The organism is Sphingomonas sp. (assembly GCF_036677245.1).
GTDB lineage: Bacteria > Pseudomonadota > Alphaproteobacteria > Sphingomonadales > Sphingomonadaceae > Allosphingosinicella.
This window is the reverse complement of the sequence record NZ_JAKFCG010000068.1, coordinates 23,033-49,712: the sequence shown is the minus strand read 5'-3', so window position 1 is coordinate 49,712 and position 26,680 is coordinate 23,033. Positions and strand designations below refer to the sequence as shown.

Genomic DNA, 26,680 nt, shown 5'->3' with positions numbered 1-26,680 from the left:
GGAGATGCACGGCCCGTCGACGGAACGCCTCGGCTCGGCGCACGTTATGGGTCGAGTTGCAGCACTTTTGGTCGGCTGCGGCACTCTGTCGCATCTGGCCTGGCCCGGCTTTCGGGCAATTTTTCGGAATAGGGGGAACTTGCTTTGTCGAGATCGTCAATCGTGGGCAGCGCGCCCATCACGTTGCGTGTCCTGAGCCGAGCCACGGCCGCGGCGGTGGCGCTCGCCGGAGCGGCAGTGCCCGCTTTCGCCCAGGATGCAGGCGCGGCAGGAACCCAGGATGAAGACCGCGGCTGGACGATCCGCGTCGGCGCGGGGCCGCAGCTGATCCCGACCTACCCGGGCTCGGACGAATATCAGGTCGGTTTCTTCCCGGTGCTTGGCTTCCGCAAGACCGGGGACCCGCTCCCGTTCGGCGCCCCCGGCGACAGCCCGGGCCTCACGATCAATCCCAACAAGCCGCTCGAGTTCGGCCCGGTCGCCAATTTCGCGCCCGAGCGCAAGGCGGTCGAGGACGGCGTGCCGATCGGCAAGGTCGACTTCACGCCTGAGGTCGGCGCGTTCGCGCAATTCCGGCTGCACCCGAACATCCGGGTGCGCGTGGAAGGGCGGAAAGGCCTCGGCGGCCATAAAGGATGGATCGGCAGCGCCGGCGTGGATTACATCGTCCGCGATGCGGACCGGTTCGTCTTCTCGATCGGCCCGCGCGCGACCTTCGTCAACCAGCGCTATCAGCGCGCTTATTACGGCGTCTCGCCGACCGTCGCGGCGGCGACCGGGCTCGCGGTCTATGATCCCGACGGCGGCCTCAACTCGTTCGGAGCCGCCGCGGGTCTGCTCTATCAGTTCAACTACAATTGGGGCGTCCAGGGATTCGCGCGCTACGAACGGCTGGTCAAGGATGCGGCGGAATCGCCGATCGTGCGCGACATCGGTTCGCGCAACCAATATTTCGCCGGGGCCGCGCTGACCTATACGTTCGACATCGGGAAGATCTTTTAGGCAAGGTCGCGGCGCGCGGCGCGCGAGCTAGCTCAGGACAGTCGGCGCCACGAGCGGGAAGCGTGGAATCGCGACCGCGAAGCCGGTGCCGTCGTCCCCGATCATGTGATAGCGGCCTTCCATATAGCCGCTGGGGGTGTTGAGCGGGCAGCCCGAGACATAATCGAACGCGGCACCGGGCTCGAGCACCGGCTGCTCGCCGACCACGCCCTCGCCCTGCACCTCGTGACGCGCCCCACGCCCGTCGACGATCGACCATTCGCGGCTGATCAGCTGGACCGCCCGCTGCCCCTCGTTCTCGATGCGCACATGATAGGCCCAGAACCAGCGCCCCTTGCCCGGCTCCGATTGCTCGGGAAGGAAGCTGACCGAGACCCTGACGGTGACCCCCCGGGTAGTAGCGCTGTGGGGGAAGAGAGCTTTCACCGAGACGACTTTCCAGATCTACGTCGCGGCATCAACGCGTGACTCGCCTTAGCCGCTCCACAAGCCGATCTCGCGCAGCCAGTATGTCGGCCTGCCGATCGATCAAGATGTCACGCGCGAGGAAATAGCCGGTGAGGCGGAGGCCGTCAAAAATATCCTCCCAGCCGGCGGGACTGTTTTCGAGCAGGAAGCGCGGCAGGACGAAAAGCCGGTCGCGATAGGCGCCCGCCGCGCCGGCGCTGACCGCACGGCCGCTCTTCGGGCTGACGAAAGCGAGATCCTCGGTCGTGCCGGTCGCGGCGCATTGCGAGAGGTCGAGGCCGAAGCCGAGCTCGGCCAGGATCATATATTCGTAGCGCACCAGCGCCGCGCCCCAGCCGCTTGCCGCCGGCGCCGCCTCGACCGCGCCGAGCAACGCGTCGAGGCCGTCGTAGAGCCGCGGATAATGCTGCCCCTCGGGCAATGTCGCCGCCGTCAGCGCGCACACCCAATCGACGGCTGCCGCCGGCAGCGGTTCGGCCAGCAGCGGGGCGCGGCTGTGGATGAGCTCGACGCTGAGCTGCGCGAGCTGCTCGTCGGTCCGCGCGCGAAGCTCCGCCTGCACCAGATTGCCCGGCACCAGGATCGGCCTCAGCCGGCGCGAGCGGCCGCCGCGCACATAGCCGGCATGGATGCCGTCGGCCGGGGTCAGCAGCCGGACGATCGCGCCATGCTCGCCATGCGAGCGCACCGAGCAGACGATCGCCTCGCTCTCCAGCCGCATGCCGCGCTGTCCTCAGCCGCTCGGGTGGAAATAATCGTAGATGCCGCGCGCCATCGCGCGCGAGATCCCGGGCGCCTTCTCCAGATCCTCGAGCGCCGCGCCGCGCACCGCCCGCGCGGTGCCGAAATGCATCAGCAGGGCGCGCTTGCGGCTGGGGCCGATGCCGGGGACGTCGTCGAGCGGGCTCGAGGTCATGCTCTTCGCGCGCTTCTGGCGGTGCGCGCCGATCGCGAAGCGGTGCGCCTCGTCGCGCAGCCGCTGAAGATAGAAGAGCAATGGCGAATTGGGTGCGAGCGTCGCCTCGCGCCCGCCCGGGAAGTGGAACACCTCGCGTCCGGCATTGCGATCGGGCCCTTTCGAGATGGCGACCACCGGCACGTCGTGGATGCCGGCATCCTCGAGCACCTCGCAGACCGCGCTGAGCTGGCCCTTGCCGCCGTCGATCAAAAGCAGATCGGGCCAGTCGCCGCGGGTCCGGTCGGGATCCTCCTTCTCGAGACGCGCGAAGCGGCGGCTGAGCACTTCGCGCATCATCGCGAAATCGTCCCCCGGGACGGTCTCCTCGCGCTTGATGTTGAACTTGCGATAGGCGTTCTTGCGAAAGCCCTCCGGCCCGGCGACGATCATGGCGCCGACCGCATTGGTGCCCATCACGTGGCTGTTGTCATAGACCTCGATCCGCTGCGGCGGCCCCTCGAGCTCGAACAGTTCCGCGAGCGCACGCAGATTGCGGTTCTGGGTGCTGGTCTCGGCGAGATGGCGCTCGAGCTCCTCCTCGGCGTTGCGCGTCGCTTGGCGCATCATCGCCGCCTGGTTGCCGCGCTGCGGCACCTTGAGCGTCACCTTGCGCCCGGCGCGTTCCGACAGCGCCTCGCAGAGCAGGTCGGCCTCGGCGAGGGCGCGGTCGAGCAGGATCAGCTTGGGCGGCGGCAGCTCCTCGTAGAATTGGCTGAGGAAGCTGGTCAGCACCTCCTCTTCGGGGACGTCCTGCGTGTGGGCGGGAAAGAAGCTGCGATGACCCCAATTCTGGCCGCCGCGGATGAAGAAGGCCTGGATGCACATGATCCCGCCGCGGCAGGCGAGCGCGAAGATGTCGGCATCGCCGAGGCCCTCGCCGTTGACCGCCTGCGTCCCCTGGATGAAGGTCAGTGCGCGCAGCCGGTCGCGAAGCACCGCGGCGAGCTCGTAATCCATTGCCTCGGCGGCAAGGTTCATCTGCGCGCCGAGCTTGGCCTGGACCTTGGTCGATTTGCCCGCGAGGAAGTCTTTCGCGTCGCCGACCAGCTCGCCATAAGCCTGATTGTCGATGCGCCCCACGCACGGCGCCGAGCAGCGCTTGATCTGGTAGAGCAGGCACGGGCGCGCGCGATTGGCGAAGAAGCTGTCCGAGCAGCTGCGCAGCAGGAACAATTTCTGCAGCGCGTTGAGCGTCCGCGTGACCGAGCCCGCGCTCGCGAACGGACCATAATATTGGCCCTTGGCGCGGCGCGCGCCGCGATGCTTCTGGACACGCGGGAAATCATGATCCTCGCGCAGCAGGATGAACGGGAAGCTCTTATCGTCGCGCAGCAGCACATTGTAGGGCGGCCGGTAGCGCTTGATCAGCTGCGCCTCGAGCAGCAGCGCCTCCGCCTCGGTGTTGGTCGTGACGATCGTCATCGCGCGGGTCTGCGCGACCATGCGCTGCAGCCGCTTGGTCAGCCGCGCGACCTGGGTGTAGTTGGTGACCCGGTTGCGCAGCGCGCGCGCCTTGCCGACGTAGAGCACCTCGCCGCGCGCATCGAGCATCCGATAGACACCGGGTCGCACCGGCAAGGTCCGCGTCACCTGCCGGATCGCCGCGACGCCCGTCTCGAGATCGGGCTTGTCGGCACCGCGGACGGTGTAGACGGATTTCTCTTCGTTGAAACGGTCGGTCGGCTGGTCGGTCACGGGGGGAATCTAGGGGGTGGCGCGCTGTGGTGCCAGTCCTAAGGGAGGGCACCATCTCCCCTCCCGCTTGCGGGTCCGCTGCAAAAGTCCCGAGTCACCCAAAAACCGTTCGGCCTGAGCTCGTCGAAGGCCCTTCCTTCTCTGAGCAAGAAAGGAAAACGGTTCGACAAGCTCACCGCGAACGGAGTTTAGAGCGCTCCCGCGTGCGGGAGGGGTAAGTCGCTCAGTGCCGACGCCCCAGGTCGGCGATCGCGTTGTCGACCATCGCCTTGTTGGCGTTGGCGTCGAGCTCTTCGGAGATGAGCCGTTCGGCGGCGACGGCGGCCGCGGCGGCGGCGCGGGCGCGGACTTCGTCGATCGCCTGGCGCTCGGCGGCGGCGATCTTGTCTTCGGCCATGCGGGCGCGACGCTCGAGCAGAGCGGCGGTGTCCGCCCTCGCCTGCGTGACGATCGCTTCGGCCTCGTGACGGGCGCGCTCGAGCATCGTCTCGCGCTCCTTGTCGGCAGCCGCGGTCTTGGCTTCATATTCGCCGCGGAGCGCCTCGGCCTCGGCACGCAGCTTGGCGGCCTGGTCGAGCTGCTCGCGGATCACCGCGATCTTCTTGTCGAGCGCGCTTCCGATCGCCTGCGGCACCCTCTTCCAGAGGATGATCGCGATGATGAACAGGATCGCGAGCGAGATGAACGCCGGCGCGTCGAGGCCGAAAGCGGTCGGCTCGGGCCCATGGCCGCCGCCGGCATCCTCGTGGATCCCCGGCACGGGCTCGCCGTGCGAGGGCGTCGCATCCTTCTGGTTCATGCGCTCGCTGGCGGTGTCGAGCGGGGCATGCGGATTAGCCATTGTTGAGCGCACCCTTCACGGCCTGGGCCGCACGATCGCGCGACACGGTCACGCCGGCGAGCTTGGCCACCATTTCCTGCGCCGCTTCGGCGGCGACAGTCTCGATCTCGGCCATCGCCGCTGTCGTCGCGGCACGGATCCGCTCCTCGGCTGCCTGGACGCGGGTGCCGATCTCGGCATCCGCCGCCTTGACCCGGGTTTCGGATTCGCGGCCGGTTTCCTGCTTGGAAGCCGCGGCCACGCGCATCGCCTCGTCCCGGGTCTCATCCATCCGCCGCCGATAGGCCGCTTCGATCTCGTCCGCGCGGACGCGGGCCTGCTCGGCGAGCGCGAGATCCTCGGCGATCCTCCGGTCGCGCGCGTCCACCGTCGACTGGATCTTCGGCAGCATGCCGCGTCCGATCACGAAGAAAATCGCACCGAAGACGATCAGCAGCCAGAAGAGCTGCGAGGCGAAGATGAAAGGAAGCTGGGTGATCTGAGGCATTGGTCAATCCTGTGCGGCCGGAGCGCGGATGCGCTCCGGCCCGCCGGAGCTTAGATGGCGTAGAGGATGATCATCGCCACGGCGAAGGCAATCAGGCCCAGAAGCTCCGCCGCGGCGAAGCCGATGAACAGACGGCCCTGCTGGCTGTCGGCCGCGGCCGGGTTGCGCAGCGCGCTCTGCAGGAAGTTGCCGAACACCAGGCCGACGCCGATGGCGGCGGCGCCCGTTCCGATCGCCGCGAGACCGGCACCAATGACTTTCGCTGCTTCGAGATCCATGATGAACTCCTTTGAATAGATAGGTTTAGTGAAGGTTGATCGCGTCGTTGAGATAAAGCGAGGTCAGCAACGCGAACACATAGGCCTGGATCGCACAGACGAGGATCTCGAGCGCGACCACGCCGGCAATGAAGAAGAAGCTGATGATGCCGATGCCCCAGCCCATCGGGCCGCCGTTGAAGCCGGTGACGATGAAGCTGCCGAACACTTCCATCAGGATGTGACCGGCGATCATCGCGACGAACAGACGCAGGCCGAGGCTGAACGGGCGCACCATGAACGAGACGAACTCGATCGGCGCGATCAGAGGCAGCATCACCTTGGGCGTGCCGTGCGGCACGAACAGGGAGAAGAAATGGAGGCCGTGGCGCCAGAAGCCGATGATCAGCACGATCGAGAAGCTCATGATCGCGAGCACGCCGGTAATGCTGAAATGGCTGGTCGTAGTGAAGGCGTGAAGGCCGGGGATGATCGCCAGCGGCATCAGCCCGAGGAAGTTGGCGACGAGGATGAACATGAACAAAGAGAAGATGAAGGGAATGTACTTCTGCCCTTCGGGCCCGATGTTCGCATCGACCATGTTCCGGATGAAGCCGGTGAAGCCTTCGACCGCCACCTGCCAGCGGCCGGGGACCAGCTCGCGCTTCATGCCGCCAAGCATGAAGATCCAGATCAGGACGAGCGTGATCACCATCCACAACGAGCTGTTGGTGAAGCTGATGTCGAACGCGCCGAGCTGCAGCCGAGGCCCGAGGGGCTCGACCAGGAACTGGTGCATCGGATCGATCTTGCTTTCGGCCGCCACGCGCGAGAAACCCTTGTTATCCAGCACCCGGACCGGAGCCCGGGGGCGTCTTTGAAATTCGAATGACGTTCCTGATGCCGACCACGAAGCCCAGGAACAGCAACGCCAGCATCAGCAAGGGAGCCGTCTCCAGCCAGCGGTCGAGCAGCCAGCCGATGAGCGCCCCCCCGAACGGAGCCCCAATCAATTCACCAAGCACGCGCATGCCGAGACGATAATTGTCGTCCCGCTTGACCGGCCCGGACCTGATCGCCTCCGTCTGCTGCGCTGCCTTGAGCCGCTCTTCAAGCGACGTCAGCCGTGCATCCTCGGGAAGCTCAGGGTCCCTTCGCGGCTCATCTTCCGCCATGCCGCTCTCCCAGGTGAATGCCCCGCGCAAAGCGAGTGCAACAGGGGCGAGGAACATGCCAGCGGACGAGCCCGCCAAGGCGCGGTTCCTTTAGGTAGCGGCCACGCAGGAGTCAACAGCCGTGCTGCACTGCGAAAGCCCTGCCGCACAGCGGTTTTCGGGATCGCGCCGGTGGCACCAGATGGGGCCCGCCCACCCCTCGCGCGGCGCGCGCTTTGGTTAGCCGCAATAGGTCGGGCGAGCCACCGGCGTGTTGCCGTCGCGCTTGCGCCAGACGCCGTCCGGAAGGCGATAGAATTGGCCCGGCAGGACGCGCGTGGCGAGGATCTCGCAGGCGGTGGTCGCGGCGACTTCCTCGATCTTGGCGCCGCGCTTCGCGGCCAGCTGCGTGTAGAAGGCGCGGCGCTTGATGTTGACCGCGTCGACCTGCGCGCGGATGTCGCCCGAAGCCGAGCCGACGACGCCGAGATAGCCGTCCGCCTGCTCGCCGGCCTGGCCGGTGGCGCGCAGCTCGGCGCTGTTGTCGGCCTGATAATAAGCATAAGCCGCGCCGGCACCGCCGACGACCGCGGCCAGGCCGATGCCTGCGGCGAGAACGATCTTGAAGGTGCGGCTCATGTCAAAACACTCCTGGATTCTCTTTGATGAGGTCGCGCACGTCCTGCTGCAGCCGTACGACGACCTCTTGCCTGATATTGATGTTCAAGTTGATCTCGATCGGCTTCTCCGGCGCGCTCACCTGAACGCAGGCCGCGAGCATCGCCGGAAGCGCGGCGGCGGTCAGGATCTGCGTCCCTTTCATCGCCTTCAGCCTCGCACCGGGGCCAACTCTCGTCAATATCGACGCTGTCATCGCATATCCTCGCTTTCCGCAGGCTGAACGCTTTCGGGGTTGTCTTTGGGAACATTCGTGGTCGGCTGATCGCGCCATTCCGGCGGCAGCACCGATTGGATGAGCTGGGTGGGATCGTGCAGCGACCGCATCGTCCCGAGCAACGCGCGGAACGGCCCACGCACCATGATATTGAACTCGAACGGAATCTTGGCGAGCTGGCCGAGCGCACGCGCCGCGACCATGCCGCTGATGCCGCTCCCGCCGACCGGCGTCGCGCTCGGCTCGCGCGCGATGCCGTCGAGCTGGATCCGCGTCAGGAACTCGGCGTCGAGCGATCCGTCGAGATCGACCTCGAGGCGGCTGTAGCGGAGCGCCTTGAGCGCGTCGAACGCGAGCTTGCCGTAGGTGCCGAGCTGCTTGTCGGTCAGCTCGCCGATGTAGGAGACCACGCCTCCCCCAGGCCGCGCCTCGAGATGGCCGTTGGCGATCCGCCCGCCGCGCTCGTCGAAGATCATCGGGACGACGCCGTCGAACGTGCCGGTCGCCGAGATATTGCTGAACTCCATCTGCTGGACGAATGCGGCGGCATCCATGCCGACGACGCGGAACGTGAGCCGTTTCTCGCTCGGCTGGCTGAAGTCGAGGATCGTCTCCTCAAGGATCAGCTCGCCACCGGCGAACGGCCAGTTGCCGGCCTCGACCTTGACGCGAAGGCCGGGGAGCAGCTGATAGCGCACCCGCCCGTCGAACACGTCGAGGCCCGCCTGGATCTGGTCGATATCGGCCTGCTGGCCCGGTGCCGTCTCGAGGCCGAGCAGGTCGCTGAAGCGGATCGTCGTGGCGAGGCCCGTCACCGGGCCGAAGGTCGCAGCGAAATTGGCCTTTTCGGTCGAGAAGGTGCCGCTGCTCGTCGTGCCCTCCGGTCCCCAGCCGATCTCGCCCCTTCCCTTCAAGGTTGCGTCGACCAGGGCGACCACGCCGAGGGTGAGCCGCGTCAGCTCCTCGGGCTGATAGCGTTCGTCGAACTTGATCCCAGGAACGTCGAGGACGGCCTTGCCGCGGCCGCTGTCGAGCGCGTGGGCGACCGTGACGTCGGTGACGTGCGTACCGGTCTCCGGATCGGTCAGCGCGGCGGTGGCGCTGATGTCGTTGCCAACCAGGGTCAGGCGCAAGTCGCGCGTCGCGAGCGGGTAGAAGCGCGGCGGATTCGCCTCGTCGGCGACGGTCAGCGCGCCGGTGACGGTGGCCTTGCCGCCGATCACCTGCCACCGCCCGTTCCCCGCCGAGAGCAGCAACGGCACCGCCGCAAGCTTGCCGGAGCCGCCCGCGAAGGTGCCGGTGACCCCGCCGTCGCCGATCCTGCCGCCGAGCTGCGCGAGATCCAGCCGGCTGATCCCCCCGGGCTGGCCGAGCCGAACCGCGACGTTGCTGCCGGCGAAGGATTGCGAGGCGAGGTCGAACCGGAACTGCTGCGAGGCGAGCGCGATCGGCGAGGTACCGAGCCGGCCGGCGAGGCGGAGGGACGCGACCCGAGCGCCGCCCCGCATATCGCGGCCGGGCGCTTTCGAGACGAGGGCAGGGCCGTCGGGGCAGAGATTGAGCCTGGTCGGCCCAAGCTGCAGGCTCGAATAGGCCAGCGCGCGAAACGCGGCCGGCGTGCAACCCTCCCCGAACGCGAAAGCGCCGCCCCCGAACCGGCCGCGCACCGGCAGCACCAGCCCCGTGACGCGCCCATCGGGCAGCGGCCCGTCGATCGTCGCGACCGTCTCGATCCGTGTCGCGCCGCCGGGCGCGGCGAGCAGGCGCACGTCGCCGAGCGCGAGCCGGGCGCCGCCGGCCGCGAAGGGCGCCATGCGGATCACGCCGCTGATCGGCGCACCCGCGCTCTGCTGGGCAAGGCTTGCCTGCACCGTCGGCAAGCCGCCGCCGCCGAGCTGGAAGCTGCCGTCGCTGCGCAGCGCGCCGCTCGGCCAATAATAAGTCACACCTTTGCCGCCGAGGAGGAAGAGGCGTGCGCCGCTGCCGCTGGTCGCGCGCAGCCGCTCGACACGGGCACCGCCGCGTCCGGCGCCGTTCGCAACCACGATCCGCCCCTCGAGATCGACATTGCGCCCGGCCCGAAGCGCGGCTTCCGAAACCGCATTGGCCAAAGGCGCGAGCGGCGACCCGGCGGCGGCGGCCAGGGCGGCGGTGAGCGGGCGCAGGGCCTGTACGGGCGCGCCCACCCGCCTCGCCGACACATCGCCCGCGAACGCGAAGCTGCCGCGGGTCGCGGAGACATCATAAGCGCCGTCGACCGACAGCGGCCCGGCGGTGGTGGCGCCGCTGCGCCCGCCGGCGGCGGCAAGCGCGAGCGTGCCGCGGGTCCGTGTCGGGTTCCCCGCATAGGACAGGCGGCCCCTCACCCCGGCAAGCGCGCTGCTCCCCGATCGCAGCGAAGCCGACTGGACTGCGGCGCGGCCGACCCAGCCGTCGAGCGCCGGAGCGAGCGTGCCGTCGAGCGAAACCAAAGCGTCGCGGACGTCGAGCGCGTCGCCGCACGACAGGCGCGGGCTGCGCAGCGGCCCATCGAGCGACGGCCGGCGGTCGGAGATCGACACGTCGAGCAGGCCGGCAGGCGCGAGCATGACACAATTGCCGAACGCGAGCCGGCGCGAGCGGACCGCCATCTTGCCGGCGAAGCCCGAGGCGAGATTGCCGTGTCCTTCGAGCGCGAGCGCCACCCTGCCCGCGCCCGTTCGCAAGGAGAGCGCCGTATCGGAGACGTCGATCGCGAGGTCGGGCAAGCTGAACGGCGCTCCGCTCGGCGGGGGCAGCAATTTGTCGATCTGGCCGAGCGAGATCCTGCCGCCGGCGAGCCGGCCGAACATCCGCACGCCGCGCGCGCGGATCAGCGCGACGCGGGGGGTGCCGAAGCCGTAGGAGAGATGGACCTCGACCACGCGCGCGGTGAGATCCGGCCGCGCCGGATCGCCGATCACGACATTATCGAGCCGCTGCATGCCGACCCCGAGCCGCCCGATCTCATAGCGCGCCTGGACGCCGCGGCGCTCGAGCTCGCGGTTGATATAATCGGCAGCGATCGTCTTGCGCTGCAGCCAGATGACCAGCAGGAACAGCAGGATGACGAGGCCCAGCGCAAGCACGGCGATGCGCCCGCGCGAGAGGCGCCTGGAGACGACCTGCGCTTCCTCCTCCACTGCCTCGCTAGCCGACGAGTGAAGCTGGGGCGATCGAGCGGATAAGGATCATGGCAGCCAAACCTCCTTGCGTCCGGCTTCGTTCCGCCTGCGCACCAGTTTGCCTATGACCATAAGGAAGCTTAATCCAGCCTGATGGCGGACGAGCATCCCGATGCCGGCGGCAAGGCAGATCGCGCAAAGGCCGACGCGACGGGCGACGAGACGATCACGCTTTGGCGACCAGTCGGCCCCGCCGAGCTTCGCCTCATCGAAGCATCGGAGATGAAGGCCTTTCCGCCTCGGCTCCCCGAGCAGCCGATCTTCTATCCGGTGACGACGGAAGACTATGCCGTGAAGATCGCGCGCGACTGGAACGTACCTGCGAGCGGTGCGGGGTTCGTGACGCGGTTTCAGGTCCGGCGCGATTATCTGTCACGCTACGATGTTCAGAACGCGGGCGGAAGCGCACATCAGGAATATTGGATCCCCGCCGAAGATATGGAAGCTTTCAATGCGGCGATCATCGGTAGGATCGAGGTGACCCGAGAGTTCCGCTGAACGTTCCGTGACGGGCGGAAAGCAGACATTCTCTACTGCCAGTTTGCGGACCAGCGAAGCTGAACCAGAAACATTAGGACCCAGAGTGCACATCCGGCTACGAAGCCCGCGAGCGCACCAAGAGATACACCTTTGCGCCTACCTACCACGCTCGCGACTGCCACGCCGAATAGGAGACAGAGCGCCTCCAATAACAATCGCGAAATCTCGCTGTCAGACTACATATCAGTCGAAGGTTACTGACCTCGGGCGTCCTCAATTTTAAAGGAGAGCGGGGTTCTCCAAAACCACCTCGCGTCGTCCGCGCCAAAAAGGAACGAAGATGAACCGCACTTCCGAGACTATGCCCCACGCGCCATCTTCGAAAGCTTCAAGAACCGCCTTTTGCGGCAAACTGCCTCGCCACATTTCCCGGACGCGCGCTCCACCTGAGTAGCACCAGGCGACGAAGGTCAGAACTTCTTCCGCAGAGGTGAAGCTTTCGTGAAACCCAGCGTCGCCGAGGTAGACCGTAAATTCTCGCTCCGCACTGCGGAGTTCGACAGCGAAGCCGTGCGAAGTTGGAGGTTCGATTCGAATATAACCCGGCGCCTCGCTGTAGACGAGCTCCGGATGCTGCTGGAGTTTCTCCGACAGTGCGGTGCATGGGTCCATACTCACAACCTGTCTCGCTTCATAAAGGTGGAGTAAAGGTCACTCGCGGCAATGCCCTCTTTAGATCGGAAGCGGACCGTGATGTCGAGAGAGAAGAAGAGTTCCGAAAGGACTTTTGATTAGGCTGCAATGATGGCCAAGAAGACATATTCTGACGAGCTTCAAAGGGCACTTGCTCGGCCAGATGCGGACCGGATGCGCCAACAGCTTTATGCCTATGCTCTACATCACGATGGCGATTTTGACGATTTGCCAGAGGATTTCGAAGAGATCATCGCCTGTCACGTCCACGATCCAGAAAAGGCACTAGCCTATGTGATCATCGCGGCCTCGCAATCGGATGACGCCGCGTTTCTTGGGTCAATGGGCTGCGGTCCGCTTGAAGATATCCTTCGTGATCCGTCAGCAGAGCTGCTGGAACGTATCGTCGCCGAAGCGCGCAAGTCTGCACGGTTCCGCTGGTTACTCAGTAATCCATTCAAGGTCGCGATTGCTGCGAGAGCTTGGGAAGCGATCGAGAAATTCCGGATGACTGGCCCGCATGAGGAAGCGCCGTACGAGGCCCTGCCACCACGACTCTAATGCGAGCAACGCCGTGTTTGCCCGCAATGGGTAATGGGTTGAATCGATCTACTGTGTCTGCTCGGACCCCATAACGCGCCCATCATGTTTCGTGATCGCCATCCTGATTCCGCCCCCCACGCTACCCTGGGCGCCAAACTCCGCGATCCAGATATCCCCGTGGTCCTCGACGAACCACTGTCGCTCCAAACCTTCCGGAACCTGCCCTGGATAGTGGCTCCCGCGCATAATTCTCGGCAATCATGAGCGGGTTTAGCGGGTCCTCCTTCGGGGTCGGCGCGCCGCAAGCCCCAAGCCCCGCTAGCCAAGTCATTATTACTGCACGTCTGAAGGAGAACATCGTCGCACATTGTCGCATTGAACTAATGTGGGCAACTATTGGGCATTTACTCGACGGCCGCATATTATAGCTGCCTCAGCTGAGCGACGAGAGTCCTGAGCGGACGAGTCGACATGTTGCAGCGCTAAGCGCGGACCCTGTGAATATCGGGACAAAAGCGACGAAGCGTTGGATGATCTCTTGTTTCACTCCCAAGTCGCGCGGACAATGGCCTTACCACGCATCGGGAGGCGGCATTCCAACGCTGTGACCGGGTGGGTGGTAGCGGATAGGCTGACGGTGGAGACCAGCGGCCCCTTCCAGAAGGGCCAAGGCTGAGACGTCGGCCTATCCGCGCACGTCATTATGTCCGACTTCGGCTTCGACTTCCACGACTCAATGCGCTCATCGACCGCAACCTCCTCGCATCGTTTCTTCGAGTCACCGCACCGATGCGGTGCACGAGATGACCGAGGTGCCTCCGTTCGAGGAACTGTTAGAGCTAGTCGCCGAAGGACCGCCCTGCCAGCGGTTCACGGCTTCCGTTCGTGGAGCACATCGACAAGGCGGGTGACCTTGTCCGTGAGGCCATCGAGAGCCCGGATGATGTAGAAGCTGCTTATCGTGATGGTCATCGCGATCAGGATGGCATCTTTGCTCATCAGACCGTGAACCGCTGACCGTCCATCGTGACGTCGTCTAGGTCGCGCGTCTGCTCGGCCACCAGTAAGCCTGTCTCGCTAGTCTGCATTATGGGAGGCTAAGCGATCTGTGCCAACGTCCGCAATGGGCGATGCTAGTTGATGACACCGGGCGGAGCGTTCCGGAGTGTCGATTACGCACAGCTTCGTTCCGCCTGCAGGTTTGCCTATGAACATAAGGCAGCTTAATCCAGCCTGATGGCGGACGAGCTTCCCGATGCCAGCGGCCACCGCGCCCGGCTGCGCAAGCGCTTGATCGAGGGTGGGCCGGATGCGTTGCTCGATCATGAGCTGGTCGAATATCTGCTCGCGCTGGCGCTGCCGCGCCGCGACACCAAGCCGCTCGCGAAGAAATTGATCAAGCAATTCGGCGGCTATGGCGCATTGCTCGCCGCCGATGCCGAGGCGATCGCGCGGGTCGGTGGCATTTCCGAGGGCGCGGTCGCGGCGCTCAAGATCGCGCAGGCCTCGGCGCTGCGGCTGCTCAAGTCGCAGCTCGCGGAGCGGCCCTTGCTCGGCAGCTGGCAGGCCCTGCTCGACTATCTCCACGCCGACATGGCGCACAATCCCGTCGAGCGCGTGCGCGTGCTCTACCTCAACAGCAAGAACATGCTGATCCGCGACGAGGCGATGTCCGAAGGCTCGGTAGACGAGGCCGCGGTCTACGTCCGCGAGATCATGCGCCGCGCGCTCGATTGCCACGCGACCGCCCTGATCATCGTCCACAACCATCCGAGCGGCGATCCGCAACCGAGCCAGCAGGACATCCGCCTGACCCGCGACATGATCGAGGCCGGCCGGCACCTCAAGATCACGATCCACGACCATGTCATCATCGGGCGCAAAGGTCACAGCAGCCTTCGGGCCCTCGGGCTGATCTGAGCACTCCGCGTGGCGATTGCGCTGTGTTCCGTGCCGGACGCCGCGTAAACGGCGATCATGCAGCTGGGTCCCGACATCATCGCATTCTTGATGGCGGTCGCGTTCGTCGCGGGGATGATCGACGCCATCGCCGGCGGCGGCGGGCTGCTGACCATCCCCGCGCTGATGGCGGTCGGAGTTCCGCCGGTCGCGGCATTGGCGACCAACAAGCTGCAAAGCACGTTCGGGACGGGAGGAGCGGTGTTCGCGTTCGCGCGCAAAGACCACATTGACCTGCGGCGCTTCGCACTGCCGGCCGCGGCGGCCTTCGCGGGCGCGGCGGGCGGCGCGTTCACGGTGACGCAGATCGACCCAAGCTGGCTCGCAGGGCTCGTGCCGATCCTGCTCGTCGCGATCCTGCTCTATTTCCTGTTTGGCCCAAGGCTGGGCGACGAGGACCGGCACAGCCGCGCCGGGCCGCCGCTGCTGGTCGTCACGGCGCTGCTGATAGGCGCCTATGACGGCTTCTTCGGACCGGGCACCGGCTCATTCTTCACGACCGCGCTGGTGGCGGTGTTCGGCCTGGGGATGGTGCGCGCCATCGCCCACACCAAGCTGCTCAACTTCGCGAGCAACCTGGCCGCGCTGATCATCTTCGTCGCGAGCGGCGAGATCTTGTGGGTAGCAGGCCTGGCGATGGCGCTGGCGAACATCGCCGGCGGCCAGGTCGGCGCTCATGCCGCAATGCGATTTGGCGGCCGCATGGCGAGGCCATTGCTGATCATCATGTCGCTCGGGCTGACGGCGAAGCTTCTTTCAGACCCCGCCAATCCGCTGACCGCGCTGATCCTCTCTCGGCTCTCATAGCGCCGCGGGTCACCAGCCGAAGGCAACCCCTGCGCGGGCGCCGGTGGTGCCCTTCACGGTCGACCCGGCGATACCGGCATTGACCCAGATATTCTTGGTGACACGGGTCACCGCGGATCCGGAGAAGCCCTGCACCCCCTGGAAGGTCGCGAGGTTAAACGAGACCGCATGATTGCTGTCGGGCGGGATCATCGTGCCGCCGAGCGCGATCGCCACCGCCACGCCGCCGTAGCTCCGGCGCACGTCGCGCTCGAGGCCGGCGACCGAACCTTCGAGGCCGAGCGTGCGATCGCGCAAAGTTGCGATTTCGCCTGGCCCGATGTTGCTGACGCCGAGGTTTCCGCCCGCATCGGAGGTGACATAGCCGATCGGGCCCGACTGGGCGGATTGGCTGGCGGATGAGCTGAGGCCGGGGAGCGTGTAGGTCGCATCAGCCGAGCCCAGCGCGATCTGGCCGTCGCGGTTGGCGACCGCATTGGCGCCGAGCGCGATCGCGGCGGCGCCGTTGGCTTGCGACCGGTCGCCGATCGCGATCGCGCCCTGGCCGACGGCATTATTGGTGTTGCCGATCGCAACCGCGCCGGTGCCGGTCGCGACATTGTCCTTCCCGACCGCGACAGCGCCGTCACCGGTTGCCAAATTGGGATCGCCGATCGCCACCGCGCCATTGCCGGATGCGACGTTGGCGAGGCCGATCGAGACCGCCGCGCCATCCTTGGCGACCGCCCCGGATCCGATCGCCACCGAACTGTTGCCCGACGCGATGCTGCCGGGGCCCGCCGCGAACGAATCCGCGCCTGTCGCCTGCGGCGCCGCTCCGGCCGAGTTCGTCCGGATGTAAGCGCTGTTCGCATATGCGGTGTCGGCGGTGGCTTGCGCAGCCGCAGCCTTGGCGTCCGCAGCGGCAGCGTCGATCAAGGCGGTGTCGGCGGTGACTTGCGCCGAGGCTGCATCCGCGAAGGCGGTGTCGGCGACCAGCCGCGTCGCGGTCTCGCTGACCTGCACATCCTGGGCGAGCGCGAACGCGGTGTTGGCCGTCGCCTGCGCGCCATCCGCCGCGACCTGCGCAATCGCCGCATTGGCGATGCCGATATTGGCGGAGCTCTGCGCAGCGGCAGCATCGGCGACGGCACTATCGGCAGTCGCCTGCGCGGAGATGCCCTGCGCCAGTGCTGTCGCAGCAGCGACGACGGCACCATCGGCCGTGACTTGAGCGCCGGCAGCGTCAAGCAGCGCCGTGTCCGCAGTCAGCTGGGCGGCATCGGCGCTGGCCTGCGCCGCGGCACCCTGCACGAGCGCGCTCGCAACGCCGGTGACCGCAGTGTCGGCGGTTGTTTGTGCGGTGGCGGCGTTCGCTATCGCCGTGTCGGCGCTGGCCTGGGCCGCGGCTGCGTCGATCACCGCGCCATCGGCAGTGACTTGAGCGCCGGCAGCATCGAGCAACGCCGTGTCTGCAGTCAGCTGGGCCATGCCAGCGAAGGTGATTGCGCTATCGGCCGTCGTCTGGGCGGTGCCTGCGGCGGTGAGGGCAGTGTCGGCGGTGGTCTGCGCCGTACCCGCGGCGACCACCGCCGTATCGGCGGTCGTCTGGGCGGCGTTTGCGGCCGTTGCTGCGCCATTGGCGGTCGTCTGAGCCGTGGCAGCGGCGGCCACCGCTGTATCGGCGGTGGTCTGCGCCGTTCCCGCGGCGGCCACGGCCGTATCGGCGGTCGACTGGGCCGTGCCTGCGGCGGTCAGCGCGCTGTTCGCGGCGGTTTGCGCCGTTCCCGCGGCCGTCACTGCTCCATTGGCGGTGGTCTGGGCCGCGCCCGCGGCGGTCAGCGCGCTGTCGGCGGTGGTTTGAGCCGTGGCTGCGGCCGTCGCTGCGCCATCGGCGGTCGTCTGAGCCGCGCCTGCGGCGGTCAGCGCGTTGTTCGCCGTCGTCTGTGCCGCACCTGCGGCCGTCGTTGCGCCATCGGCCGTCGTCTGAGCGGTGCCCGCAGCGGTAAGCGCGCTGTCCGCCGTCGTCTGTGCCGCGCCTGCGGCGGTCGCTGCACCATTGGCGGCCGTCTGAGCGGTGCCCGCGGCGGTCAGCGCGTTGTTCGCCGTCGTTTGAGCCGCGCCCGCGGCCGTCGTTGCGCCATTGGCGGTTGTCTGGGCCGTGGCCGCGGCCGTCGCTGCGCCATTCGCCGTCGTCTGGGCCGCACCCGCGGCGGTAAGCGCGCTGTTTGCCGTCGTCTGTGCCGCGCCTGCGGCGGTCGCTGCACCATTGGCGGTCGTCTGAGCGGTGCCCGCGGCGGTGAGCGCGCTATTGGCGGTGGTCTGGGCCGCGGTCGCGCTGGTTTGCGCAGCGGTCACATTCTGGTTGGTCGCGTAGAGCTGCGAGCCGTTGACCGCGTCGGTGCTGAGGCTGGTGACCGCGCCAGGCGCCACATAGACGAGCTTTCGCTCCGCGCCCGCCGCCCCGAACGAGACGGTATTGGCTGCCGAGGCGATCGATCCGCTGCCGATTGCGACCGAGTTGGTGCCGGTCGCCTGCGCGCCCTGCCCTACGGCGGTGCTGTCGGTGCCGGTCGCGGTCGCGAGCACACCCACTGCGGTCGCCCTGTCGCTGGTGGCGACCGACGACGAGCCGCAGGCGAAGCGGTTGGTCGGGACCTGCTGGCGGCACCATGCACCATTGTAGGTCGCACCGACATTGGCCGAGACGATCTGGGCCGAAACTTGTGTCGGAGCCGCGAGCGCCGCGATCAATGTCAGCCGCGACAGGATATGTGTCGGCGAGCTATTTGGCTTGGGGACATATCTGCAGTGATCGAGACGTTTCATCGAAACCCCCAGGGTTGGTTTTCCGCTGCTGCTTCGTCGTTCAACTACCGCTTCAAAAATAACCTAGAATTCATCCAATACGGTGCTATCCCTAAGAATTAATTAAGAGATTCTTAGCCTTTCGAGGGCGCACATGCTTGTGCTGAAGCGCTCCTTGATGCATCGGTTTGCGCGCGGAAGGCCGGGCGCAGCAATTGTCCTGCTGGCCAGCATCAGCCGGCGATCCTTGCCTTGGGGCTGTTGCCGACCACGGCAAAGTCTGCGAAGCGACCATAGCTCCTGAACCTTCGTCGTCCCCTGTGAGTAGCCGAATTTGAGCAAGCCCCGCCTTAGCGCCGCCTGGCATTCAGCCTATCTGCTGTTGACGCTCACCGCCTTGTTCTGGGCCGGCAATTCGGTCGTCGGCCGGGCCGCGCGCGAGTTCGTGCCGCCGGTGGCGCTCTCCTTCTGGCGCTGGGTGATCGCGTTGCTCATCCTGCTGCCGTTTGCCTGGCCGCACCTCAGGCGCGACTGGCCGGTGCTTCGCCGCCACTGGAGGCTGATGCTGCTGTTCGGGATCTTCGGCATCGCCGCCTTCAACACCCTCCTCTACACCGGCCTGCAATATACGACCGCGCTCAACGCCGTGATCCTGCATGCGGCGCAGCCGGCGATGATCATCATCGTCGGGATGCTGATGTTCCGCGACCCGCTCTCGCGGTGGCAGTTCTTCGGCGTGCTGCTGTCGCTCAGCGGCGTGGTGATGATCGTCTCGCGAGGCGACATCCAGGCACTGCTCGCGCTGCGGCTCAACATCGGCGACGCGCTGATCCTGCTCGCCGGCCTGCTGTGGGCGATCTATTCCGTTTTTCTCCGCAAGCGCCCCAAGGTCCACCCGTTGAGCCTGCTCGCCGCGAGCATGATCATCGGCGTGCCGGTGATCCTGCCCTTTTATCTGCACGAGCTCAGCCAGGGCCGCTTGATCGTTTCCGCTCCGCAGAGCTGGATGATGATCTTTTATGTGTCGCTGTTCCCCTCGCTCATCGCCTATCTTTTCTTCAACCGCGGCGTCGAGCTGATCGGCTCGGCGCGCGCCGGCCAGTTCATCAACATCACGCCGGCGTTCGGCGCGTTCCTGTCGATCGGCCTGCTCGGGGAGCGGCTCGGCCTCCACCATGTCATTGGGGTCATCCTGATCGGCGGAGGCATCCTCCTCGCCGAGCGCCGCGCTGCCGCAAATCAACGGGCGGGGCAGCCTCCTAGCGCGCGCACCGCCAGCGAGTAGCCGAATTTGAGCAAGACACGCTTCGGCGCCGCCTGGAACTCAGCCTATCTGTTGCTGACGTTCACCGCTTTGTTCTGGGCGGGAAATTCGATCATCGGCCGCGCCGCGCGCGAGTTCGTGCCGCCGATCGCTTTGTCCTTCTGGCGCTGGCTGCTCGCATTTCTGCTGCTGCTCCCGCTCGCCTGGCCTTATTTGAAGAAGGATTGGCCCGTCCTGCGCCGGCGCTGGCCGATCCTGCTGCTGTTCGGGAGCTTCGGGATCGGCGCGTTCAACACCCTGCTCTATTCAGGCCTCCAATATACCACCGCGCTCAACGCGATGATCCTGAGCGCGGCGCAGCCGGCGATGATCCTCGTCGCGGGCATGCTTCTGTTTCGCGACAGGACGACGCGATCGCAGCTGCTCGGCATCCTGCTGTCGCTCGTCGGCGTCCTGATCATCGTCTCCCGCGGCGTACCGGAGGTCCTGCTCAGCCTGCGCCTCAACTTCGGCGACGCTCTGATCCTGCTCGGCGGCCTGTTGTGGTCGGTCTACGCCGTCTATCTTCGCAAGCGGCCGCAGGTTCACCCGCTGAGCTTCCTTGCGGCGACATTGTTCGTCGGCGTGTTGGTGGTGCTGCCCTTCTACCTGCACGAGCTCAGCCGCGGGCGCCTGATCGTGCCGGCGCCCGAAAGCTGGCTGACGATCGCCTATGTCTCGCTGTTTCCGTCGCTGATCGCCTATCTGTTCTACAATCGCGGCGTCGAGCTGATCGGTTCGGCGCGCACCGCGCAATATCTCAACATCACACCGGCGTTCGGTGCCATCCTCTCGATCCTGCTGCTCGGCGAGCTGCCGGGTGCCTATCACGCGGTCGGCGTGATCCTGATCGGCGCCGGCATCGTCCTCGCCGAGCGGCGCACGGCCGCCAATCAGCAGCCGTCGATACAGCCTGCCGGCCCAGTGCCGTGAGCGTCTCCAGGCGACCGGGTCTCCTTCTGGCGGGTCTCCTTCTGGCGGGTCTCCTTCTGGCCGGTCTCCTCCTGGCGCTGCTGGTCGCTGCCGGCTCGTCCGCTTTGCTGTTCGCCCAGGACAATCCACCCGTCCCGATCGCCGGCGCGCGCGACTCCTATCGACGCGATTATGGCGCCGACATCGCGGCGGAGACGATCGCCTGCCGTGCCCGCGCAGGCACGATGGCCTATCGCGGCCGGACGATCGAGCCGGTGTGCGTCATCCAGACCAAGGATGCCGGCAAGACCTGCAGCGCCAGCGCCGAATGCGAGGGCCGCTGCTTGATCGACATCGACAAAGCGAAGGACGAGGAGTGGCGAGCGATCGCCGTCGGCGCCGCGGCGACGGGCGTCTGTTCGGCGGAGGAATTGCATTTCGGCTGCTATATTCCGATCGAGCGCGGCACGGCGGGCCATCCGGTCTGCGCTGACTGAGACGCGGCGCGCAGCCTGTGCCGCGCGCGTTGAAGGCCCGGTGCGACTTTGCTACCCGCAGCGCACAACCCCAATAGGAAGTGTCGATGATCCCACGCTACGCGCGGCCCCAGATGGCGAGCATCTGGGAGCCGGAGGCCAAATTCCGCATCTGGTTCGAGATCGAGGCGCATGCGCTCGATGCAATGGCGGAGCTCGGCATCGTCCCGAAGGAAGCGGCGCAGGCGGTGTGGGAGCGCGGCGCGTTCGAGGTCGAGCGGATCGACGCGATCGAAGCGGAGGTGAAGCACGACGTGATCGCCTTCCTCACCAATGTCGCCGAGCATGTCGGGCCCGAGGCGCGTTTCCTCCACCAGGGCATGACCAGCTCCGACGTGCTCGACACCTGCCTCGCGGTGCAGCTCGCGCGCGCATCGGATCTGCTGATCGCCGACCTCGATGCCTTGCTCGAGGCGATCAAGCGGCGGGCCTACGAGCATAAGCTCACCCCGACGATCGGCCGCAGCCACGGCATCCATGCCGAGCCGGTGACCTTCGGCCTGAAGCTTGCCCAGGCCTATGCCGAGTTCGACCGCAGCCGCAGCCGCATGATCGCCGCGCGCGAGGAGATTGCGACCTGCGCGATCTCGGGCGCGGTCGGCACTTTCGCCAACATCGACCCTTATGTGGAGCAATATGTCGCGGCCAAGATGGGGCTCTCGATCGAGCCCGTCTCGACCCAGGTCATCCCGCGCGACCGCCATGCGATGTTCTTCGCGACCTTGGGCGTGATCGCATCGTCGGTCGAGCGGCTCGCGACCGAAATCCGCCATCTCCAGCGCACCGAGGTGCTCGAGGCGGAGGAATATTTCTCGCCGGGGCAGAAGGGCTCGTCGGCGATGCCGCACAAGCGCAACCCCGTGCTGACCGAGAATCTCACCGGCCTCGCGCGGATGGTGCGCGGCTATGTCACGCCGGCGCTCGAGAATGTCGCCTTGTGGCACGAGCGCGACATCAGCCATAGCTCGGTCGAGCGCTACATCGGCCCCGATTCAACGGTGACGCTCGACTTCGCGCTCGCCCGCCTCACCAACGTCGTCGACAAATTGCTCGTCTACCCCGAGCGGATGCAGAAGAACCTCGACCGCATGGGCGGCCTCGTCCACTCGCAGCGCGTGCTGCTCGCGCTCACCCAGGCCGGCGCGAGCCGCGAGGACAGCTACCGGATGGTCCAGCGCAACGCGATGCAGGTGTGGGATTCGGACGGGGAGCTGTCGCTGCTCGAATTGCTCAAGGCCGATGCCGAGGTTTCGGCCTTACTCTCCGACCAGGAGCTCGAGGAGAAGTTCGACCTCGGCTACCATCTCAAGCATGTCGACACGATCTTCGCGCGGGTGTTCGGCGAAGAGGCACCCTGACCCGAACCGTCATCCGCGAACCCGCGAATGACGTCGCACGGCGTGGTCCCTGCCTCGCGTGCTTAGTGGGAATGCGGCGCGGGCGGCGGGTTGCTGAGGCTCGTGTAGACCGTCTCGACGAACTGGTCGGGCTTCACGAAACCGTCCGGCATGGCGTAGCGCGCGACCGGCTTGCTCGCCTGGAGCTGCGCCAGCGTCTGCTTCGCAGCAATCGCAGCCGCGACCTTGGCGCGAACATCGACCAGCATGTCGCGATAGGCGACCAGGTCGGCGCGGGTGGCGACCGGGCCATGGCCGGGGATGATCCTGGTGCTCGGCTTGGCCAAAGCGAGGCCGCGGTTCGCGGCGGCGATCAGGCCATCGATCGAGCCGCCCGAGCCGAGATCGATGAACGGGAACGAATCGCGCAGCATGAACGCATCGCCCATGTGAAGCACATCGGCCTTCTGCCAGTGGACGAGCGCATCGCCGTCGGTGTGGGCATGGGCGAGATGGATGACGTGCAAGGTGTCGCCGTTGATGTGCAGGGTCACGCCATCGCCGAACGTGACGACGGGCAGCGCATCCTTGGGCGACGGCGGCACCGTCATGTTGAATGCCTTCATCACCTGCGCGGTCGTCATCCGCGTGCGGACGTTGTCATGCGCGAGAATCACCGCACCGCGCTTGCCGAAGTTCTCGTTCCCGCCGGTGTGGTCGCCATGCCAATGGGTGTTGATCACGAATTTGACCGGGTCAGGATCGAGCGCCGCGATCGCCGCGACGATCTTGTCGGTCAGCGGCGCATATTGATCGTCGATGAGGACATTGCCGTCCTCCCCATAGGACAGGCCGATGTTGCCGCCCGGCCCGAACAGCACGGCGACACCAGGCGCAAGCAGCTCGGTCTTGATCTCCGCCTTCGAGAAATCCTGCTGGGCGGCGGCCGGCGCGGCGATGGCCGCGAGAAGCAAAGCGACGAAATGGGCACGCATGGTCGATCCCTCCTGTTTTTCCCCATCCTAACGAGATTTCGATGGGCCCGCCAAGCAGGGATCGGCGACGCGCGCAACTTCATCGCAATGGCAGGCGGGAATCCCGACCGCGCCCCCGGATTTAGTCGGTGAGATCGTCCCACATCGTCTTGAGCTTGGCGAAAAAGCCCGATGAAGCGGGACACTCCTCGCCGGTCTCGGTCTTGCGGAACTCCTCGAGCAGTTCCTTTTGCCGACTCGAAAGCCGCGTCGGAGTCTCGACCTCGATCTGGATGACCATGTCACCGAAGCCGCGACCGTTGAGGACCGGCATTCCGGCGCCGCGCTGGTGAAGCTGCTTGCCGGTCTGCGTCCCGGCCGGGATCTTGATCGCGTGACGCTCGCGGTCGAGCCCCGGCATTTCGATCGTGCCGCCGAGCGCGGCAGTGGTGATGCTGACCGGGCAGCGCGCGAACAGGGTCGTGCCGTCGCGCTGGAATATCCGGTGACGCTGGAGATGGACGAAAATGTAGAGGTCTCCGGCGGGACCGCCGCGCGCGCCGGCCTCGCCTTCGCCGGACAATCTGATCCTGGTGCCTTCATCGACTCCAGCCGGAATCCGGATTTCGAGCCCGCGCTGCTTCTCGACCCGGCCGTCGCCGCGGCAGGCTTCGCATGGTTCGGCGATCACCTGGCCGGTGCCGCGGCAGCTCGGGCAGGTCTGCTCGAGCACGAAGATGCCTTGCCGCGCCCTTACCTGCCCGCGCCCATCGCAGGTGCCGCAGGTGCGTGCGCTGGTCCCGGCCTTGGCGCCGCTGCCGCCGCACGGCTGGCACGCCACCGTCGTATCGATCTTGACCTCGACGGTCTTGCCCGCGAACGCTTCCTCGAGCGTGATCTCGAGATCATAGCGCAGGTCCGAGCCGCGTAGCGCGTTCGAGCGCCGGCCGCCCTGCCCGCCCATGAATTCGCCGAAGATATTCTCGAAGATGTCCGAGAAGGATCCGAAATCCTGCGCCCCTCCGCCCATTCCGCCGTGGCCGCCGTTCTGGAATGCGGCGTGGCCGAAGCGATCGTAAGCGGCGCGCTTCTGCGGGTCTTTCAGGCAGTCATAGGCGGCGCTGATCGCCTTGAAGCGCGCTTCGGAATCGGCGCAGCCGGGATTGCGATCGGGGTGACATTCCATCGCAAGCCGGCGGTATGCGGACTTGATCGTCCTCTCGTCCGCCGTCCGTTCCACCTGGAGCAGTTCATAATAATCAGTATCGAGCATCGAAATCCCGGCTCCCCCAAACGTGCGGCTCCCGCCCTTCCTTGCCGGTCACAAAGAAGAGCGGGAGCCGAGCCACGATCTTATGCCTTGTTGTCGTCGTCTACCTCGGAGAATTCCGCGTCGACGACTTCCTCGCCGCCTCCGGCCTCGGCACCCTGGCCGGCGCCGGCGTCGCCCGGAGAAGCAGCAGCGGCCTGCTCCTTCTCATAGATCGCCTGGCCAAGCTTCATCGCCACCTGCGCGAGCGCCTGCGCCTTTTGCGTGGTCGCATCGACATCCCCGCTCTCGACCGCCGAACGGGTCTCGTCGATCGCCGCCTGGATCTCCGACTTGAGCGAGGCATCGACCTTGTCGCCATGCTCCTCGAGCTGGCGCTCGGTCGTGTGGATCAGGCTCTCCGCATTGTTCTTCGCCTCGGCGGCGGCACGGCGCTTCTTGTCCTCCTCGGCGAACCGCTCGGCATCCTTGACCATCTGATCGATGTCGGAATCGTTGAGGCCGCCCGAGGCCTGGATGCGGATCTGCTGCTCCTTGCCGGTCCCCTTGTCCTTCGCCGAGACGTTGACGATGCCGTTGGCGTCGATGTCGAACGTGACCTCGATCTGGGGCACGCCGCGCGGCGCGGGCGGGATTCCGATCAGGTCGAACTGGCCGAGCATCTTGTTGTCGGCGGCCATTTCACGCTCGCCCTGGAAGACCCGGATCGTGACCGCATTCTGATTGTCGTCCGCCGTCGAAAAGGTCTGCGACTTCTTGGTCGGGATCGTCGTGTTGCGATCGATCATCCGGGTGAAGACGCCGCCCAGGGTCTCGATACCGAGCGACAGCGGCGTGACGTCGAGCAGCAGCACGTCCTTGACGTCGCCCTGCAGCACGCCCGCCTGGATCGCTGCGCCCATCGCAACGACTTCGTCCGGGTTGACGCCGGTGTGCGGCTCCTTCCCGAAGAAATCCTTCACCACCTCACGAACCTTCGGCATGCGGGTCATGCCGCCGACCAGCACGACCTCGGCGATCTGGTCGGCCTTGAGGCCGGCATCGGCGAGCGCCTTGCGGCACGGTTCGAGCGTGCGCTGGATCAGCTCGGCGACCAGGCGCTCCAGATCGGCGCGGGTGATCGTCTTGACGAGATGCTTGGGGCCATTCTGGTCGGCCGTGATGAACGGCAAATTGACCTCGGTGGTCTGCGCCGACGACAGCTCGATCTTGGCTTTCTCGGCAGCTTCCTTGAGCCGCTGCAGCGCAAGCCGGTCGTTGCGAAGGTCGATGCCTTCGGCCTTCTTGAAGTCGTCCGCGAGGAACTCGACGATCTTGGAATCGAAATCCTCACCGCCGAGGAAGGTGTCGCCGTTGGTCGCCTTCACCTCGAACACGCCGTCGCCGATCTCGAGGATCGAGACGTCGAACGTGCCGCCTCCAAGGTCGTAGACCGCTATCGTCTTGCCGTCCTGCTTGTCGAGCCCGTAAGCGAGCGCGGCCGCGGTCGGCTCGTTGATGATGCGCAGCACCTCGAGGCCCGCGATCTGGCCGGCGTCCTTGGTCGCCTGGCGCTGAGCGTCGTTGAAATAGGCCGGGACGGTGATCACCGCCTGGCTGACCGTCTCGCCGAGATAGGCCTCGGCGGTTTCCTTCATCTTCTGGAGGATAAACGCCGAAATTTGCGACGGCGAATAATCCTGGCCGCCGGCGTGCACCCACGCATCGCCATTCGGGCCGCGGACGATCTTGTACGGAACCAGCTCGGTGTCCTTCTTGGTCACCGGATCGTCGAAGCGGCGGCCGATCAGGCGCTTCACCGCGAAAATCGTGTTGTCGGGATTGGTGACCGCCTGGCGCTTGGCCGGCTGGCCGATGAGCCGCTCCCCATCCTTTGCGAAAGCGACGATCGACGGCGTCGTGCGCGCGCCTTCCGCATTTTCGACGACCTTGGGCTTGCCACCTTCCATCACCGCGACGCAGCTGTTGGTGGTGCCGAGATCGATACCAATTACTTTTGCCATATGACCCTCTTATGCCCCTCAAAAATAACAAGACCCGCGCCCTGCAAACAAGGCACGCGAGTGTTTCGCATGCGATATAGGTGCCGTTTGCGTTGCTACAAGAAGTCGCCGCGCCT

The 26,680-nt window shown here is 66.2% G+C and carries 26 protein-coding genes; 9 read left to right on the top strand and 17 right to left on the bottom strand.

Going from position 1 to position 26,680, the window contains the following annotated elements; all coding sequences use genetic code 11:
- The first annotated feature begins 162 nt into the window (after window positions 1–162).
- A complete protein-coding gene (locus V6M48_RS07950) occupies window positions 163–1,002 on the top strand; it encodes a MipA/OmpV family protein (RefSeq protein WP_332811997.1) in 840 nt (279 codons plus the stop codon).
- 27 nt (window positions 1,003–1,029) lie between these two features.
- On the opposite strand, the gene apaG is transcribed toward V6M48_RS07950, so the two are convergent.
- The 11 genes from apaG to V6M48_RS07895 all read right to left on the bottom strand — a co-directional run bounded on the left by apaG (window position 1,030) and on the right by V6M48_RS07895 (window position 10,918).
- Window positions 1,030–1,428 (bottom strand): Co2+/Mg2+ efflux protein ApaG, encoded by a 399-nt coding sequence (gene apaG, locus V6M48_RS07945; RefSeq protein WP_332811996.1) that lies wholly within the window; start codon window positions 1,426–1,428, stop codon window positions 1,030–1,032.
- 31 nt (window positions 1,429–1,459) lie between these two features.
- Window positions 1,460–2,191, bottom strand: a complete 732-nt coding sequence (gene recO, locus V6M48_RS07940) for a DNA repair protein RecO (RefSeq protein ID WP_332811995.1) — start codon at window positions 2,189–2,191, stop codon at window positions 1,460–1,462.
- Window positions 2,192–2,203: 12 nt separating this feature from the next.
- On the bottom strand, window positions 2,204–4,123 hold the full coding sequence (gene uvrC / locus V6M48_RS07935) for an excinuclease ABC subunit UvrC (protein ID WP_332811994.1): 1,920 nt from the start codon (window positions 4,121–4,123) through the stop codon (window positions 2,204–2,206).
- Between the two features lie 223 nt (window positions 4,124–4,346).
- Window positions 4,347–4,964 (bottom strand): F0F1 ATP synthase subunit B family protein, encoded by a 618-nt coding sequence (locus V6M48_RS07930; protein ID WP_332811993.1) that lies wholly within the window; start codon window positions 4,962–4,964, stop codon window positions 4,347–4,349.
- On the bottom strand, window positions 4,957–5,451 hold the full coding sequence (locus V6M48_RS07925; RefSeq protein WP_332811992.1) for a F0F1 ATP synthase subunit B family protein: 495 nt from the start codon (window positions 5,449–5,451) through the stop codon (window positions 4,957–4,959). Before V6M48_RS07925 ends, V6M48_RS07930 begins: the two co-directional genes overlap by 8 nt.
- A 50-nt stretch (window positions 5,452–5,501) precedes the next feature.
- A complete protein-coding gene (locus tag V6M48_RS07920) occupies window positions 5,502–5,729 on the bottom strand; it encodes a F0F1 ATP synthase subunit C (RefSeq protein WP_332811991.1) in 228 nt (75 codons plus the stop codon).
- A 25-nt stretch (window positions 5,730–5,754) separates the two neighbouring features.
- Window positions 5,755–6,534 carry a F0F1 ATP synthase subunit A gene (locus V6M48_RS07915; RefSeq protein WP_332812054.1) on the bottom strand — a complete coding sequence of 260 codons (780 nt, stop codon included), beginning with the start codon at window positions 6,532–6,534 and terminating at the stop codon, window positions 5,755–5,757.
- A gap of 16 nt (window positions 6,535–6,550) precedes the next feature.
- Window positions 6,551–6,883 carry an AtpZ/AtpI family protein gene (locus V6M48_RS07910; RefSeq protein WP_332811990.1) on the bottom strand — a complete coding sequence of 111 codons (333 nt, stop codon included), beginning with the start codon at window positions 6,881–6,883 and terminating at the stop codon, window positions 6,551–6,553.
- 219 nt (window positions 6,884–7,102) lie between these two features.
- The gene (locus V6M48_RS07905; protein WP_332811989.1) at window positions 7,103–7,501 is read right to left on the bottom strand and encodes a YdbL family protein; all 399 of its coding nucleotides are present in this window, start codon (window positions 7,499–7,501) and stop codon (window positions 7,103–7,105) included.
- A 1-nt stretch (window position 7,502) separates the two neighbouring features.
- Entirely contained in the window at window positions 7,503–7,685 is a 183-nt protein-coding gene (locus V6M48_RS07900) for a YnbE family lipoprotein (protein ID WP_443019058.1), read from the bottom strand.
- A gap of 47 nt (window positions 7,686–7,732) precedes the next feature.
- Window positions 7,733–10,918, bottom strand: a complete 3,186-nt coding sequence (locus V6M48_RS07895) for an intermembrane phospholipid transport protein YdbH family protein (protein ID WP_332811988.1) — start codon at window positions 10,916–10,918, stop codon at window positions 7,733–7,735.
- Window positions 10,919–11,053: 135 nt separating this feature from the next.
- Between V6M48_RS07895 and V6M48_RS07890 the strand changes: the two genes are divergently transcribed.
- Window positions 11,054–11,458, top strand: coding sequence for a hypothetical protein (locus V6M48_RS07890; RefSeq protein ID WP_332811987.1), 405 nt, complete (start codon window positions 11,054–11,056; stop codon window positions 11,456–11,458).
- A gap of 261 nt (window positions 11,459–11,719) precedes the next feature.
- Here V6M48_RS07890 and V6M48_RS07885 read toward each other — a convergent pair whose 3' ends face one another.
- Window positions 11,720–12,118 (bottom strand): hypothetical protein, encoded by a 399-nt coding sequence (locus tag V6M48_RS07885; protein ID WP_332811986.1) that lies wholly within the window; start codon window positions 12,116–12,118, stop codon window positions 11,720–11,722.
- 243 nt (window positions 12,119–12,361) lie between these two features.
- On the opposite strand from V6M48_RS07885, the gene V6M48_RS07880 reads away from it, so the two are divergent.
- Window positions 12,362–12,694 (top strand): DUF6869 domain-containing protein, encoded by a 333-nt coding sequence (locus V6M48_RS07880; protein ID WP_443019057.1) that lies wholly within the window; start codon window positions 12,362–12,364, stop codon window positions 12,692–12,694.
- Between the two features lie 852 nt (window positions 12,695–13,546).
- Here the strand turns inward: V6M48_RS07880 and V6M48_RS07875 are convergent.
- Window positions 13,547–13,675, bottom strand: coding sequence for a hypothetical protein (locus tag V6M48_RS07875; protein ID WP_332811984.1), 129 nt, complete (start codon window positions 13,673–13,675; stop codon window positions 13,547–13,549).
- A gap of 237 nt (window positions 13,676–13,912) precedes the next feature.
- On the opposite strand from V6M48_RS07875, the gene radC reads away from it, so the two are divergent.
- Together radC and V6M48_RS07865 are read left to right on the top strand one after the other, a co-directional pair.
- Window positions 13,913–14,596: a RadC family protein gene (radC, locus tag V6M48_RS07870; protein ID WP_332811983.1), complete on the top strand. Its 684-nt coding sequence runs from the start codon at window positions 13,913–13,915 to the stop codon at window positions 14,594–14,596.
- Between the two features lie 57 nt (window positions 14,597–14,653).
- The gene (locus tag V6M48_RS07865; protein WP_332811982.1) at window positions 14,654–15,442 is read left to right on the top strand and encodes a TSUP family transporter; all 789 of its coding nucleotides are present in this window, start codon (window positions 14,654–14,656) and stop codon (window positions 15,440–15,442) included.
- A 9-nt stretch (window positions 15,443–15,451) separates the two neighbouring features.
- On the opposite strand, the gene V6M48_RS07860 is transcribed toward V6M48_RS07865, so the two are convergent.
- Window positions 15,452–18,250 (bottom strand): hypothetical protein, encoded by a 2,799-nt coding sequence (locus V6M48_RS07860; RefSeq protein WP_332811981.1) that lies wholly within the window; start codon window positions 18,248–18,250, stop codon window positions 15,452–15,454.
- 313 nt (window positions 18,251–18,563) lie between these two features.
- On the opposite strand from V6M48_RS07860, the gene V6M48_RS07855 reads away from it, so the two are divergent.
- The 4 genes from V6M48_RS07855 (at window position 18,564) to purB (ending at window position 22,338) form a co-directional block, all read left to right on the top strand.
- Window positions 18,564–19,514: a DMT family transporter gene (locus tag V6M48_RS07855; protein WP_332811980.1), complete on the top strand. Its 951-nt coding sequence runs from the start codon at window positions 18,564–18,566 to the stop codon at window positions 19,512–19,514.
- 6 nt (window positions 19,515–19,520) lie between these two features.
- Window positions 19,521–20,465 (top strand): DMT family transporter, encoded by a 945-nt coding sequence (locus tag V6M48_RS07850; protein WP_332811979.1) that lies wholly within the window; start codon window positions 19,521–19,523, stop codon window positions 20,463–20,465.
- Window positions 20,462–20,941 carry a hypothetical protein gene (locus V6M48_RS07845; protein ID WP_332811978.1) on the top strand — a complete coding sequence of 160 codons (480 nt, stop codon included), beginning with the start codon at window positions 20,462–20,464 and terminating at the stop codon, window positions 20,939–20,941. The genes V6M48_RS07850 and V6M48_RS07845 overlap by 4 nt, the downstream gene beginning before the upstream one ends.
- Window positions 20,942–21,027: 86 nt before the next feature.
- On the top strand, window positions 21,028–22,338 hold the full coding sequence (purB, locus tag V6M48_RS07840) for an adenylosuccinate lyase (RefSeq protein WP_332811977.1): 1,311 nt from the start codon (window positions 21,028–21,030) through the stop codon (window positions 22,336–22,338).
- 62 nt (window positions 22,339–22,400) lie between these two features.
- Here the strand turns inward: purB and V6M48_RS07835 are convergent, their stop codons facing one another.
- From V6M48_RS07835 to dnaK, 3 genes are all read right to left on the bottom strand, one after another.
- The gene (locus V6M48_RS07835; protein ID WP_332811976.1) at window positions 22,401–23,312 is read right to left on the bottom strand and encodes an MBL fold metallo-hydrolase; all 912 of its coding nucleotides are present in this window, start codon (window positions 23,310–23,312) and stop codon (window positions 22,401–22,403) included.
- Between the two features lie 121 nt (window positions 23,313–23,433).
- Window positions 23,434–24,564: a molecular chaperone DnaJ gene (gene dnaJ / locus V6M48_RS07830; RefSeq protein WP_332811975.1), complete on the bottom strand. Its 1,131-nt coding sequence runs from the start codon at window positions 24,562–24,564 to the stop codon at window positions 23,434–23,436.
- An 80-nt stretch (window positions 24,565–24,644) separates the two neighbouring features.
- Window positions 24,645–26,564, bottom strand: a complete 1,920-nt coding sequence (gene dnaK, locus V6M48_RS07825; protein ID WP_332811974.1) for a molecular chaperone DnaK — start codon at window positions 26,562–26,564, stop codon at window positions 24,645–24,647.
- Between the last annotated feature and the right edge of the window lie 116 nt (window positions 26,565–26,680).